This window comes from Pseudomonas aphyarum (assembly GCF_028657055.1).
Classification (GTDB): domain Bacteria; phylum Pseudomonadota; class Gammaproteobacteria; order Pseudomonadales; family Pseudomonadaceae; genus Aquipseudomonas; species Aquipseudomonas aphyarum.
On record NZ_JAMDGS010000006.1, the window covers coordinates 194,705 to 208,699 of the forward strand.

Annotated in this window: 13 protein-coding genes; 7 read left to right on the forward strand and 6 right to left on the reverse strand. The window is 60.4% G+C overall.

The features are described from left to right. Position 1: 1 nt before the first annotated feature. Together M5G18_RS10085 and M5G18_RS10090 are read left to right on the forward strand one after the other, a co-directional pair. Positions 2 to 1,102: a methyltransferase gene (locus tag M5G18_RS10085; RefSeq protein ID WP_273899670.1), complete on the forward strand. Its 1,101-nt coding sequence runs from the start codon at positions 2 to 4 to the stop codon at positions 1,100 to 1,102. Between the two features lie 114 nt (positions 1,103 to 1,216). Then, entirely contained in the window at positions 1,217 to 1,555 is a 339-nt protein-coding gene (locus tag M5G18_RS10090) for a HopJ type III effector protein (protein WP_011332495.1), read from the forward strand. 63 nt (positions 1,556 to 1,618) lie between these two features. Here the strand turns inward: M5G18_RS10090 and trxB are convergent, their stop codons facing one another. Further along, complete coding sequence (gene trxB / locus M5G18_RS10095; protein WP_007957204.1) at positions 1,619 to 2,581, reverse strand: thioredoxin-disulfide reductase; 963 nt, start codon at positions 2,579 to 2,581, stop codon at positions 1,619 to 1,621. Positions 2,582 to 2,891: 310 nt separating this feature from the next. Here trxB and cysZ point away from each other — a divergent pair, with 310 nt between their 5' ends. Next, positions 2,892 to 3,644, forward strand: a complete 753-nt coding sequence (gene cysZ, locus M5G18_RS10100; protein WP_273899669.1) for a sulfate transporter CysZ — start codon at positions 2,892 to 2,894, stop codon at positions 3,642 to 3,644. Between the two features lie 42 nt (positions 3,645 to 3,686). Further along, positions 3,687 to 4,907 carry a glycosyltransferase family 4 protein gene (locus tag M5G18_RS10105; RefSeq protein WP_273899668.1) on the forward strand — a complete coding sequence of 407 codons (1,221 nt, stop codon included), beginning with the start codon at positions 3,687 to 3,689 and terminating at the stop codon, positions 4,905 to 4,907. On the opposite strand, the gene M5G18_RS10110 is transcribed toward M5G18_RS10105, so the two are convergent. From M5G18_RS10110 to M5G18_RS10120, 3 genes are all read right to left on the reverse strand, one after another. Continuing rightward, on the reverse strand, positions 4,876 to 5,979 hold the full coding sequence (locus tag M5G18_RS10110; protein WP_064600676.1) for an NADH:flavin oxidoreductase: 1,104 nt from the start codon (positions 5,977 to 5,979) through the stop codon (positions 4,876 to 4,878). The two genes, M5G18_RS10105 and M5G18_RS10110, sit on opposite strands and share 32 nt — an antisense overlap. Positions 5,980 to 6,136: 157 nt before the next feature. Beyond that, complete coding sequence (locus M5G18_RS10115; protein ID WP_007959082.1) at positions 6,137 to 6,619, reverse strand: glutathione peroxidase; 483 nt, start codon at positions 6,617 to 6,619, stop codon at positions 6,137 to 6,139. Positions 6,620 to 6,741: 122 nt separating this feature from the next. Then, positions 6,742 to 7,227, reverse strand: a complete 486-nt coding sequence (locus M5G18_RS10120) for an FKBP-type peptidyl-prolyl cis-trans isomerase (protein WP_007959084.1) — start codon at positions 7,225 to 7,227, stop codon at positions 6,742 to 6,744. Here M5G18_RS10120 and M5G18_RS10125 point away from each other — a divergent pair. Genes M5G18_RS10125 through M5G18_RS10135 form a run of 3 tightly spaced genes read left to right on the forward strand, consistent with a single transcriptional unit; the run spans position 7,196 to position 10,604 of the window. Then, positions 7,196 to 7,534, forward strand: coding sequence for a DUF3565 domain-containing protein (locus M5G18_RS10125; protein ID WP_170928952.1), 339 nt, complete (start codon positions 7,196 to 7,198; stop codon positions 7,532 to 7,534). The two genes, M5G18_RS10120 and M5G18_RS10125, sit on opposite strands and share 32 nt — an antisense overlap. A gap of 60 nt (positions 7,535 to 7,594) precedes the next feature. Continuing rightward, a complete protein-coding gene (pta, locus tag M5G18_RS10130) occupies positions 7,595 to 9,694 on the forward strand; it encodes a phosphate acetyltransferase (protein WP_273899667.1) in 2,100 nt (699 codons plus the stop codon). A gap of 4 nt (positions 9,695 to 9,698) precedes the next feature. After that, positions 9,699 to 10,604 carry an acyltransferase gene (locus M5G18_RS10135; RefSeq protein ID WP_273899666.1) on the forward strand — a complete coding sequence of 302 codons (906 nt, stop codon included), beginning with the start codon at positions 9,699 to 9,701 and terminating at the stop codon, positions 10,602 to 10,604. Positions 10,605 to 11,072: 468 nt separating this feature from the next. Here M5G18_RS10135 and cysN read toward each other — a convergent pair whose 3' ends face one another. Together cysN and cysD are read right to left on the reverse strand one after the other, a co-directional pair. Further along, on the reverse strand, positions 11,073 to 12,971 hold the full coding sequence (cysN, locus tag M5G18_RS10140; protein WP_273899665.1) for a sulfate adenylyltransferase subunit CysN: 1,899 nt from the start codon (positions 12,969 to 12,971) through the stop codon (positions 11,073 to 11,075). A gap of 9 nt (positions 12,972 to 12,980) precedes the next feature. Beyond that, entirely contained in the window at positions 12,981 to 13,898 is a 918-nt protein-coding gene (gene cysD / locus M5G18_RS10145) for a sulfate adenylyltransferase subunit CysD (protein ID WP_007953546.1), read from the reverse strand. Positions 13,899 to 13,995 lie beyond the last annotated feature (97 nt).

Sequence of the window (13,995 nt, forward strand, 5' to 3'; positions counted from 1 at the left end):
TATGCAGAATCAGGGAACGATTGACTTTCGCGGTAAATTGCCAAGTTCCGAAGCATTGATTCACACCCTGGTTAATAGCTATATGTTGTCTGCCTCGTTATTCGGTTGTGTCGAGGTCGATCTGTTCAGTCATCTGGATGAGACATCAGGAACGGCAATCAGCGAATTGGCCGACGCGTGCCAGCTAAGTGCGGCGCAGGTCCAGAAACTGGTGTCCTTCGGTTTGTCGGTGGGACTGATCATTGAGCGAGATGAAAAGTTCTTCAGCTCAAGCGATGCGCAGAAACTGCTTTCCCGCCACAGCACGGACAATATTTGTTCGGCGATCGAGCACCATAGCCGTCATGTCTATCCGTTGTTCGGTCAGCTAGCCGAGTCGCTTAAAAGCGGCAAACCGATCTCTGATCGTCTGCACCTGTCTTCGGCGCAAAGTGATACCAATGAGTTCTATGCCGAGCTGGATAAAAGCGAGAAAGACTTCAATGTGTTCATGACGGCCATGAACACGTTCAGCACCGGCGCAGGGACTCGTATTGCCGACGCGCTGAGCGCGAGAGTCGGTTCTGCCACTCCGTTACGCATACTTGATCTGGGGGGCGGCGGCGGGCAGGTGTCCATTGAAATCGCGCAGGCGATTCCTCAGGCGCAGATCACAATGATTGATCTGGAAAAAGCCACGCGTTTCGCCCGCGCCGAAGTCGGGCGCAAGGGATTGAGCGATCGAATTTCATGCCTGTCAGGGGATATCTTCGCTCGTTTGCCATTGACCGAGGCTGACTTCGATGTAGTGCTGATCTCCGCTGTATTGGGGGACTGGAGTCATGATTACCAGGTCAAGCTGCTGGCCAATACTCACTATTATCTCAAGCCAGGAGGATGTCTGGCGGTCAGTGAAACCTTGTTGGACGATGATCTGGCCGGACCGATTCTGCCGGCGCTCATGAGTCTCTATGTACAGATCCTGACCGAGGGCGGGCAGAATTTCAGCGCCCGTTCTCTGGTGGCGCTACTGTCCGGGAACCGGTTCGATCACATCGAGGTGCAGCTCAATCGCGCACATGGCTGTCGCGACACCGTGCTTGCCAGCAAGGCATCGGGATAACTTTCACGCCCCTGCGATTGCCCGGCGCGCATGTGGCCCGAAAAAGTTACCATGTGTAAGTTCTTGAATATATTTGTGAATATCACATGTAACAGTGAGAAGGAGTCGTAAGTCATGAGTGATCTGAACACCCTGCGCGCCAGCCTCAAGAGCGGCGAACACGTTTTTGCCGACACCTTGTCCTTCATCGCCGCCGGTTACGACTACCAGCCTCAGGCGTTCAACAACGGTGGCGTGGAAAACGCGGCCGGGCAGAACGAAGGCTCGTGCAAGACCCTGGGGCTGGCGCTGCTGGAAGGCTTGAGCGATGAAGAAGCGCTGCTGGCGTTCGGCGAACACTACCGCTCGGTCGTGGCAACGCCTGAAGGCAGCGATCACGGCAATATCCGTGCGCTGATCCAGCACGGTCTGGCGGGCGTGAAGTTCGAAGCGCAACCGCTGACCCGCCGCTGATTCCGAGCGAATCGCAGGCACAAAAAAACCGGCCAATTGGCCGGTTTTTCTTTGCCTGCGTTCTTAGAACGAAACGTTCTGCAGATCGTCCAGGTAACGCTCGGTGTCCAGTGCCGCCATGCAGCCGGCGCCGGCCGAGGTAATGGCCTGACGATAAACGTGGTCAGCCACATCGCCGGCGGCGAAGATGCCTTCGACGCTGGTCGCGGTGGCGTTGCCTTCACGGCCGCCCTGAACCACGAGATAGCCGTCCTTCAGCTCCAGCTGACCTTCGAACAGCGAAGTGTTCGGGGTGTGGCCGATCGCGATGAACACGCCGTCGACCTTGATTTCGTCGAAGCTGCCGTCGTTGTTCTTCAGGCGCGCACCGGTCACGCCCATGTTGTCGCCCAGCACTTCGTCCAGGGTCGCGTTCAGTTTCAGCTCGATCTTGCCTTCGGCCACACGGGCGTTGAGCTTGTCGATCAGGATCTTCTCGGCGCGGAAGGTTTCGCGACGGTGGATCAGGGTGACCTTGCTGGCGATGTTGGCCAGGTACAGGGCTTCTTCGACAGCGGTGTTGCCGCCACCGACCACAGCCACCGGCTTGTTGCGATAGAAGAAACCGTCGCAGGTCGCGCAGGCCGAAACGCCCTTGCCCATGAACGCTTCTTCCGACGGCAGGCCCAGGTAGCGAGCGCTGGCGCCGGTGGCGATGATCAGCGCGTCGCAGGTGTAAGTGCCGCTGTCGCCGGTCAGGCTGTATGGCTTGGAAGCGAAGTCCACAGCGTTGATGTGATCGAAGACGATCTCGGTTTCAAAACGCTCGGCGTGCTCGCGCATGCGCTCCATCAGTACCGGGCCGGTCAGACCGTGGACGTCGCCCGGCCAGTTGTCGACTTCGGTGGTGGTGGTCAGTTGACCGCCGGCCTGCATGCCGGTTATCAGCAGCGGCTTGAGGTTGGCACGGGCAGCGTAGACGGCAGCGCTGTAACCGGCAGGGCCGGAACCGAGGATGATCACTCGCGAATGACGGACTTCAGACATGAACCTGCTCCTGTTGACCGGCCAAGACACCTGGCCGGACGCCGGACTGCCGGCGGGAATAAAAAAGGACTGTGGATAACCTTGGGGAAGGCGTGAGCTCGACAGTCCTGTAAAAAGTTGGGTGCAGCGTATCGAGGGGGGCAAGATTAAGGAAATACGGTTTAACAATCCAGCTCATAGGTGGTCTCTATGCCGACACACTGACGAGATGGACGTCTTTGTTACAGTGAATGTCGATCCCGCTGCCGCGCTTTCACAGGTTCTGCAAAGTCGGTAAGGTCGGCGCGTTTTCCCTTGCTCGGAGCACCTTATGCCCGCCCCTGTTCTGTCCGGCCCGCAATACCTGCGCGAAGGCCTCAAATTGGTCCTCAGCCCGAGCCTGCGCCTGTTCGTGCTGCTGCCGCTGGCCATCAACCTGGTGCTGTTCGTCGGATTGATCTATCTGGCCGGCCACCAGTTCAGCCTGTGGGTCGACACGCTGATGCCGTCGCTGCCCGAATGGCTGAGTTTTCTCAGTTACATCCTGTGGCCGCTGTTCGTGGTGCTGGTGGCGTTGATGGTGTTCTTCACCTTTACCATACTGGCCAATGTGATCGCCGCGCCGTTCAACGGTTTCCTCGCGGAAAAGGTTGAAGTGGTGGTGCGCGGCACCGACGATTTTCCGGCCTTCAGCTGGGGCGAACTGATCGCCATGGTCCCGCGCACATTCGCGCGGGAAATGCGCAAGCTCGGTTACTTCCTGCCCCGAGCCATCGGCCTGTTTATCCTTTCGTTCATCCCGGTGGTGAACATCGTCGCCGCGCCGCTGTGGCTGCTGTTCGGGGTGTGGATGATGGCGATCCAGTACATCGACTACCCGGCGGACAACCACAAACTGGGCTGGAACGAGATGCTCGCCTGGCTGCGGCAGAAACGCTGGCAGAGCATGAGCTTCGGCGGGATCGTTTATCTGGTGTTGCTGATTCCGGTGGTCAACATCCTGATGATGCCGGCCGCGGTGGCTGGCGCGACACTATTCTGGGTGCGCGAGCGCGGGGCCGAGAATCTGGTGACCCAACGCTGAGCCCGCGTCACAAATCCATCATCCGAACGTCACAACCACGACATGGCCTCCGCCGACACTGAGGTCATGACGACAGCTCTACATATCACCCTCATCAGCGAAACCTTCCCACCGGAAATCAACGGCGTGGCCAACACCCTTGGTCGCTTGTGCGACGGTTTGCGCGCACGCGGGCACCGGGTGGAACTGGTGCGACCGCGTCAGGCTGACGACCCGCAGCGCACTGAAGACGACTCGCTGTTGTTGTGCCGGGGCTGGCCGTTGCCGGGTTATCCGGGGTTGCAATGGGGTCAGTCGTCGATGCACAAGTTGCTGCGGCGCTGGACGCGTCAGCGCCCGGACGTGCTCTACATCGCCACCGAAGGTCCGCTCGGGCTGTCGGCATTGCGCGCGGCACGGCGTCTGGGGATTGCCGTGGTCAGCGGTTTTCACACCAACTTTCAGCAATACACCCATCAGTACGGGCTGGGTTTGCTGACGCGTTTGCTCACCCACTATCTGCGCTGGTTTCATAATCGTTCGGCCATGACCCTGGTGCCGAGTGTCAGCCAGCGTTTGGAGCTGGAGCGTCGGCATTTCGAACGCCTGGCGCTGCTGTCCCGGGGTGTCGACAGTCAGTTGTTTCACCCGGCCAAACGCCTGAATGCCCTGCGTGAGCAATGGGGTCTCGGCGAGCGGGATATTGCCGTCATTCACGTAGGACGCCTGGCGCCGGAGAAGAACCTCGGCCTGCTCAAGCGCAGTTTCGAAAAGCTCGCCGGCACTTATCCACAGCGCAACCTGAAGCTGATCGTGGTCGGCGACGGGCCGCAACGAATGGCACTGGAAAAGGAACTGCCCGAGGCGATTTTCTGCGGCTCGCAACGGGGCGAAGCGCTGGCGGCGCACTATGCGTCGGGGGATGTTTTTCTGTTTCCGAGCCTGACCGAAACCTTTGGCAACGTCGTGCTCGAAGCGCTGGCCTCAGGCCTTGGGGTGGTGGCTTACGATCAGGCCGCAGCGGCCCAGCACATTCGCCATGGCTACAACGGCGTGCTGGCGATGCCCGGGGATGAAGAGGCGTTCTGCGAGGCAGCGGCGTGGCTGCTGGAAGAGGATGAACGGTTGCGCTGCGTGCGCCTGAACGCACGCCAACACGCCAGCCGCCAGGGTTGGGCGGCCATCGTCGAACAGTTTGAAAACCATTTGCTGGGGGCTTGCCGCGACCTGCGCGACAAGCCGCCCACGGCGATCAAACCAGCGTCATCAACGCCTCACGGCTGAAGGGCAGAATGTCCTGCTCGCGGCCTTCGCGTACTTTCTGCGCCCAGTCCGGATCGACCAGCAGTGCACGCCCCACCGCCACCAGATCGAACTCGTCGTTGTTCAGACGCTCCAGCAGTTTTTCCAGACTGGCCGGTTGCGCGACCTTGTCGGTGTTGACCATGAATTGCAGGAACTCGCCATCGAGGCCGACGCTGCCGACGGTGATGGTCGGTTTGCCCGTCAGTTTGCGTGTCCAGCCGGCCAGGTTCAGGTCGGAACCGTCGAACTCCGGCTCCCAGAAACGGCGCGTCGAGCAGTGGAAAATATCCACGCCGGCGTCGGACAGCGGCTTGAGAAATTCGCCCAGCGCTTCGGCGGTTTGCACCAGACGCGCGGTGTAGTCCTGCTGTTTCCATTGCGAGAAGCGGAAGATGATCGGGAAGCCTTCGCCAACAGCGGCGCGGACGGCCTGGATCAGCTCGATGGCAAAACGCGAACGGTTGGCCAGGCTGCCACCGTATTCGTCGGTGCGCTGGTTGCTGCCTTCCCAGAAGAACTGGTCGATCAGGTAACCGTGAGCGCCATGGATTTCCACGCCGTCCATGCCGATGCTCTGGGCATCTTTGGCGGCTTGGGCGAAGGCTGCGATCACGTCCTGGATGTCCTGTTTGGTCATGCCGTGCACGACGACCTGACCGTCCTTGAGTTTTTCCGACGGTCCGTAACCCGGCACGCTCGCGTCCGGCTCGGTGCCCAGACGGCGCACATTGCCGACGTGCCACAGTTGCGGAACGATCTTGCCGCCTTCGGCGTGCACCGCGTCGACGACTTTCTTCCAGCCAGCCAGCGCGGCTTCACCGTAAAAGTGCGGCACGTTCGGATAACCGTTGGAAGCCTGGTGGCCGACGGTGGTGCCTTCGGTGATGATCAGGCCGACACCGGCCGCCGCACGACGACGGTAGTATTCGATCACTTTGGAATTGGGTACGCCGCCCGGGGAAAACGAGCGGGTCATCGGCGCCATGACCACGCGGGTCGGCAGTTCGAGGGCACCGAGCTGGAACGGTTTGAACAGGGCTTGCACGGGCATGGGAGGCTCCACGAAAAATTGATCGACGGGCATGCGATTCATATGACGGCGATAATATGCGCAGTTTCAACCAGCCGATAGCACTATTGATCTGAATGATTAAGGGTCAAAAGGCAGGCGAAAAAAATCGCAGCTCGAGGGCTGCGATTTTTGTGTTTCAGCTCAGGGCTTTTTCAATCGCCGTAATCACCGAAGGATCATCCGGCGCCGTGCGCGGCGAGAACCGGGCCAGTACCCGACCGTCCTTGCCGAGCAGGAATTTCTCGAAATTCCAGGTGATGTCACCGGGAAATTCCGCGCCCTCGCCCGCCAGCAGGCGGTAGAGCTGATGACGGTCGTGACCGTTGACTTCGAGCTTTTTCGACAACGGAAAACTCACGCCATAGTTGAGGCTGCAGAATTCCTGGATCTCCTGCTCACTGCCCGGTTCCTGACCGGCAAACTGGTTGCACGGCAGGCCCAGCACACTGAAGCCTTTGCCTTTGTATTGCTGATAAAGGTTTTCCAGCGCCGCGTACTGTGGGGTCAAGCCGCATTTGGAGGCGACGTTGACCACCAGCACGACTTGGCCCTTGAAGGGTGCCAGCGGTAGCTCCTGACCATCCAGGGCTGTCAACTTAAGGTCGTGAAAAGCACTCATGACGAACTCCAGATTCCCGTTTTCTACTCGAAACAGCCACTTGGCGAGGCCACCAAGGACAGCCGCGGACTAAAAAGGCGCCCTCGGGCGCCTCTCCAGTTCTCTGAGCTTAGCGCAGAAAATCAGTGGTGATGGCCACCTTCGCCATGGACGTGACCATGAGCGATTTCTTCCTGGCTGGCGTCACGGATGGCAACGACCTTCACTTTGAAGTTCAGGCGCTGACCGGCCAGCGGGTGGTTGCCGTCGACGGTGACGTCATCGCCGTCCAGGTCACGGATGGTGACGATCTGCATCTGGCCGTCCGGCGCCGAAGCGTGGAACTGCATGCCGACTTCCAGCTCGTCAACGCCTTCGAACATGCTGCGGCTCAGGGTGCTGACCAGTTCAGCGGCGTATTCGCCGTAGGCATCTTCCGGCTCGACGGAAACGTCCAGCTCGTTGCCGACTTCTTTACCTTCCAGGGCTTTTTCCAGGCCCGGGATGATGTTGCCTGCGCCATGCAGGTAGACCAGCGGAGCGCCGCCGGCGGAGCTGTCGATGACCTCACCAGCGTCGTTGGTCAGGGTATAGTCGATGGAGACAGCCTTATTGGCGGCGATCAGCATGGGGCGAGACCTTTTGCATAAGAATGAAGAACGGACAAGTCTAAACAAGGATTTGCCCGAAAGCGAACAGAACCCGGACAGACGGGATCGATTGGCGCCCGTGACCGTCACCGGATTCCATCAGGACGAGGACGGCCACTGGGTCGCCGAGCTGTCCTGCGGCCACACCCAGCACCTGCGCCACCTGCCGCCGTGGCAGTCCCGGGCGTGGGTCCTGGACGCGGCGCAACGTATTGAAAAAATAGGCCAACCCTTTGCTTGCGGTTGGTGCGCACAAGGCTCGGTTAGCGATAACCTTGGCGACTGAAATTCGGCAGATCGGCACACAGAGACGATCGCCATTGCCATGCACCCTTAGAGAATCCGCATGCAAACTTTTTTTATCGCGCCCACCGACTTTGGTGTGGGTCTGACCTCCATCAGCCTCGGGCTGGTGCGTACGCTGGAACGGGCCGGGCTGAAAGTCGGCTTCTTCAAACCGATTGCCCAGCCGCATCCGGGTGATACCGGCCCTGAGCGCTCCACCGAACTGGTGGCCCGCACCCACGGCCTGAAACCGCCGCAGCCACTGGGCCTGGCCCACGTCGAGCGGATGCTTGGCGACGGTCAGCTCGACGAGTTGCTCGAAGAAATCATCACCCTCTACCAGCAGGCCGCCATCGGCAAAGACGTACTGGTTGTCGAAGGCATGGTGCCGACCCGCAGCGCCAGCTACGCCGCGCGGGTCAACCTGCACCTGGCCAAGAGCCTCGATGCCGAGGTGATTCTGGTCTCGGCCCCGGAAAACGAAGTGCTGACCGAACTGTCCGGCCGCGTCGAGTTACAAGCGCAACTGTTCGGCGGGCCGAAAGACCCGAAAGTCCTCGGCGTGATCCTCAACAAGGTCAAGACCGACGAAAGCATGGACGCCTTCGCCGCGCGTCTGAAAGAGCATTCGCCCTTGCTGCGCACCGGTGATTTCCGTCTGCTCGGCTGCATTCCGTTCCAGCCCGAACTCAACGCTCCGCGCACCCGCGACGTCGCCGACCTGATGGGCGCCCAGGTGCTCAACGCCGGCGACTACGAAACCCGGCGCATGACCAAGACCATCATTTGCGCACGCACCATGCGCAACACCGTGGATCTACTCAAGCCCGGCGTGCTGGTGGTGACCCCCGGCGATCGCGACGACATCATCCTCGCCGTCAGCCTCGCCGCCATCAACGGCGTGCCGCTGGCCGGCCTGCTGCTGACCAGCGACACCCTTCCGGATCCGCGCATCATGGACCTGTGCCGTGGCGCGTTGCAGGCCGGTCTGCCAGTGCTGTCGGTGAGCACCGGCTCCTACGACACCGCCAACCTGCTCAACGGCCTGAACAAGGAAATTCCCGTCGATGACCGCGAGCGCGCCGAGATCATCACCGATTTCGTCGCCAGCCATCTGGATGCCAACTGGCTGCACCAGCGCTGCGGCACGCCGCGGGAAATGCGCCTGTCGCCGGCGGTGTTCCGTTATCAATTGATTCAACGCGCCCAGGCCGCCAACAAACGCATCGTCCTGCCTGAAGGCAGCGAGCCGTTCACCGTGCAAGCGGCGGCGATCTGTCAGGAACGCGGGATCGCCCGTTGCGTGCTGCTGGCCAAACCGGCAGACGTCGACGCCGTGGCGCGGGCGCAAGGCATCGTGCTGCCGCCGGGTCTGGAAATTCTCGATCCGGACCTGATCCGCGAGCGCTACGTCGAACCGATGGTCGCCCTGCGCAAAACCAAAAGCCTCAACGCGCCGATGGCCGAGCAACAACTGGAAGACACCGTGGTGATCGGCACCATGATGCTGGCGCTGGATGAAGTCGACGGCCTGGTCTCCGGCATCATCAACACCACCGCCAACACCATCCGCCCTGCGCTTCAGCTGATCAAGACGGCGCCGGGCTGCACGCTGGTGTCGTCGGTGTTCTTCATGCTGTTCCCGGAGGAAGTGCTGGTCTACGGCGACTGCGTAATGAACCCGCACCCGAGCGCCAGCGAACTGGCCGAAATCGCCCTGCAAAGCGCCGACTCGGCCGCCGCGTTCGGCATCACCCCGCGCGTGGCGATGATCAGCTACTCCAGCGGCGAATCCGCCACCGGCGAGGAAGTCGAAAAAGTCCGCGAAGCCACCCTGCTCGCCCACGAACAACAGCACTCGCTGCTGATCGACGGCCCATTGCAATACGACGCCGCCGCCAACGAAACCGTGGCGCGGCAACTGGCGCCGAACAGCCAGGTGGCCGGTCGCGCCACGGTGTTCGTGTTCCCCGACCTGAACACCGGCAACACCACCCACAAAGCCGTGCAACGCAGCGCCGATTGCGTCAGCCTCGGCCCGATGCTGCAAGGCCTGCGCAAACCGGTGAACGATCTGCCGCGAGGCGCGCAGGTCGACGACATCGTCTACACCATCGCCCTGACCGCGATTCAGGCTGCCAACCGACCTCTGGATATCTGACCCGATGCTGGCTTTCCTCCCTGCCACCCTGCGCGGCGTGATCGCCGCGCTGCTGCTGGCGCTGAACACGATCCTGCTGTGCTCGTTCCTGTTTCTCGTGGCGCTGATCAAAGTGCTGCCGTTCGACCTCGCCCGCCGCGCCTCGCGCTGGCTGATGAGCCACACCCACGAAGCCTGGATCAGCAACAACAAAGGCTGGATGAACCTGGTCCGCCGCACCCGCTGGCACCTCAGCGGCCTGCAAGGCCTCGACCATCAACACTCGTACCTGATCACCAGCAACCACCAGAGCTGGGTCGACATTCTGGTGCTGCAATACGTACTCAACCGACGCATCCAGCCGCTGAAATTCTTCCTCAAGCAGGAACTGATCTGGGTGCCGGTCATCGGTCTGGCGTGGTGGACACTGGGCTTCCCGTTCATGAAACGCTATTCAAAAGCCTATCTGGAAAAACACCCGGAAAAGAAAGGCAAAGACCTGGAAACCACCCGCAAGACCTGCGCGAAATTCCGCGACAACCCGGTAGGCATCTTCAACTTCGTCGAAGGCACACGCTTCACCGAAGGCAAACACGCACAGCAACAATCACCGTTCAAATACCTGCTCAAGCCCAAAGCCGGCGGCATTGCCTTCGTACTGGATGCGATGGGCGAACAACTGGAATCGATCGTCAACGTCACCATCCACTACCCGGGCGGACGCCCTGGCTTCTGGGACCTGCTGTGCGGCAACGTCCGAGACGTAGTGGTGCACTTCGAAGAACTGAAAATCCCACCGCAGTTCATCGGCAAAAACTACGACCAGGACGGCGAATACCGCCTGCAATTCCAAGGCTGGATCAACCAGCTGTGGCAAGACAAGGATGCATTGCTGGAACAGATGCACCGCGAATATCCCAACCGACGCTGATCTTCCGTGTGGGAGCGCCTGACGGTGGTTGGCTGTCAGGTGCTCCCCCGGAAGAGCAAAGCCCCCCTTCCCGCACCTGCTCTTCACCACTCAACACAATGAGCGTTAGCTCGAGTACCGCTTTTGACGTGCTGGCCCCATCGGAAGGCTGAGTGGAGGGATTCATCCGGGGATGGGAGCGCAGCGACCGTGCGGCGCAGCCGCATGCATCGAGAGGAGGTGCAGCGAAGCAAACCGTAGGCGATGCCCCCGGATGAATCCCGGAACGAAGGAACACCGAGCCACAGCGAGGTGCCGAACGCCGGGGCCCAGACCTTTGGTTACTTTGGGGCGTTTGCCAAAGTGACTCGCCGTAAGGGCGAAACCATAAGCCGCCGTTACCGCAACAACGGATATTCACCCCAAACAACCCAAAAAAAACCCGCCGATAATCACTCATCGGCGGGCTTTTTTATTCGCAGCTAACGCTTAAATCGCACCACGCTTACGCAACAGATCCAGCACCTGCTTCACGCTTTCATCCAGCGACAACGACTGAGTGTCGATCACAAGATCAGCATCCAGCGGCACATCGAACGGGAAAGACTCACCCGGAATATTATCGCCACCTGCCGCGTACAAACCTTGCGGATCACGCTCGGCGCAAACAGTCGGCGAAGCCTGGACATAAACCGTCAGCAAACGATCCTTGCCAATCAAATCCTTCGCCTGCTCACGACCTTCAGCACTCGGCGCCACAAACGCCGCAAGCGTCAGCAGACCCGCCTCGTTGAACTGACGCGCCACATGCGCGGCACGACGCCAGTTTTCGGTGCGGCCAGCACGATCCTGCGGCAGCCCTTTGTTGAGGTCATGACGCAGATTCTGACCATCCAGCACAAACACCGCACGCCCCAGATCGAACAGCTTGCGCTCGACCGCATACGCCAACGTGCTCTTGCCCGCGCCCGACAGGCCGCTGAACAACACAGTGGCCGGTTGCTGACCGAAACGCTGAGCACGCTCGGTAGTCGCTACATGGGCCAGTTTGCCGTGATGGGTAGCAGTGCCATGAGCCAGTGGCTGAGCGACGATCATGCCGGCGCCGACGGTGCCGTTGGTCAAACGGTCGATAACGATGAACGCGCCGGTGGTGCGGTTGCTGTCGTAACCGTCGAGGGCGATCGGCGCATCGAGCGCAATCTTCACCTTGCCGATTTCGTTGAGCTGCAACGCGCTCGCCGGGCCTTCTTCGAGGGTGTTGACGTCGACCTTGTTGACGATGCTGGCAATCGAGCCCGGCACGTAACTGGTGGCGCGTTTGATGTCGTATTTCTTGCCCGGCAGCATCGGCTCTTCAGCCATCCACACCAGCATCGCTTCGAAGCTGTCGGTCACTGGCGGAACGTTGTCGGCGTGTACCAGCAGGTCGCCACGGGAGATGTCGATTTCGTCTTCCATGGTCAGTGTTACCGCCTGGCCAGGACCTGCGTGTTCCAGCTCACCTTCAAAAGTGACGATGGATTTCACGCGGCTGCTCTTGCCCGACGGCAGGACCACGACTTCGTCGCCCTTCTTGACGATGCCGCTGGCCAGGGTGCCGGCGAAACCGCGGAAGTTCAGGTTCGGACGGTTGACGTACTGCACCGGGAAACGCAGATCGGTGAAGTTGCGGTCGCCCGCCACTTCCACGGTCTCGAGGATTTCCATCAGCGACTGACCGGTGTACCACGGCGAGCGCTCGGACTTGTTCACCACGTTGTCGCCCTTCAGAGCGGACATCGGCACGAAGTGCATGCTCGTCGGCTTCATCTTCAAGCCTTCGGCGAACTTCAGGTAGTCGGCCTTGATCGACTCGAACACGCCCTGATCGAAGCCCTTGAGGTCCATCTTGTTGATGGCGACAACGATGTGCTTGATGCCCAGCAAGGATGCGATAAAGCTGTGGCGGCGGGTCTGGGTCTGCACGCCGTAACGGGCGTCGACCAGGATGATCGCCAGGTCACAGGTGGACGCACCGGTGGCCATGTTGCGGGTGTACTGCTCATGGCCGGGGGTGTCGGCGATGATGAATTTGCGCTTGGCGGTGGAGAAATAGCGGTAGGCGACATCGATGGTGATGCCCTGCTCGCGCTCGGCCTGCAGGCCGTCGACCAGCAATGCCAGGTCGATGTCGTCACCGGTGGTGCCGACTTTCTTCGAATCGCGGGTGATGGCTTCGAGGTGATCTTCGTAGATCATCTTCGAGTCGTGCAGCAGGCGCCCGATCAGGGTGCTCTTGCCGTCATCGACGTTACCGCAGGTCAAAAAGCGCAGCAGCTCTTTACGTTCGTGCTGGCCCAGGTAGGCGAGGATGTCCTCGCTGATCAAATCAGATGCGTGCGACATGACAACCCCTTAGAAATAACCCTGACGTTTCTTGTCTTCCATCGAGCCTGCGCCATCGTGGTCGATGACCCGGCCCTGGCGCTCGGAAGTTCGCGTCAGGAGCATTTCCTGAATGATGTCCGTCAGGCTTTCGGCCTCGGACTCCACCGCGCCCGTCAACGGGTAGCAGCCAAGGGTACGGAAACGCACTTTCTTTTTGACGATGCGCGCCTTGTCCTCGTCGGACAGGTGCTCGAGGATGCGCTCGTCGTCGATCATGATCAGCGTGCCGTTCTTCTCGATCACTTCGCGTTCGGCCGCGAAGTACAGCGGTACGATCGGGATGCCTTCGAGGTAGATGTACTGCCAGATGTCCAGCTCGGTCCAGTTCGACAGCGGGAACACACGAATGGATTCGCCCTTGTTGACCTTGCCGTTGTAGACGTTCCACAGCTCGGGACGCTGGTTCTTCGGGTCCCAGCGGTGCTTGCTGTCGCGGAACGAGTAGACGCGCTCCTTGGCGCGGGACTTCTCTTCATCGCGACGGGCACCGCCGAAAGCGGCGTCGAAACCATGCTTGTCGAGCGCCTGCTTCAGGCCCTCGGTCTTCATGATGTCGGTGTGCTTGGCGCTGCCGTGGGTGAACGGGTTGATGCCCTGCGCAACGCCATCCGGGTTGACGTGGGTGATCAGGTCCAGGCCAAGCTCTTCGACCATCTTGTCGCGGAACTTGTACATCTCCTGGAATTTCCAGCGGGTGTCGACGTGCATCACCGGAAACGGCAGTTTGCCCGGGAAGAACGCCTTGCGTGCCAGATGCAGCATCACGGCGGAGTCTTTACCGATGGAGTACAGCATCACCGGGTTGTCGAACTCGGCGGCCACCTCGCGGATGATGTGGATGCTTTCCGCCTCCAGCTGTTTCAGATGCGTCAGTTTGTCGACCATGGCTACTCACGAAAGCTTTCTTATGAACGGCCAGCGGGCCGTGTTCGAGCGAGGAATCCTAGCACAGCGACCTCTTCTAATCAGGACGCCAACTAGA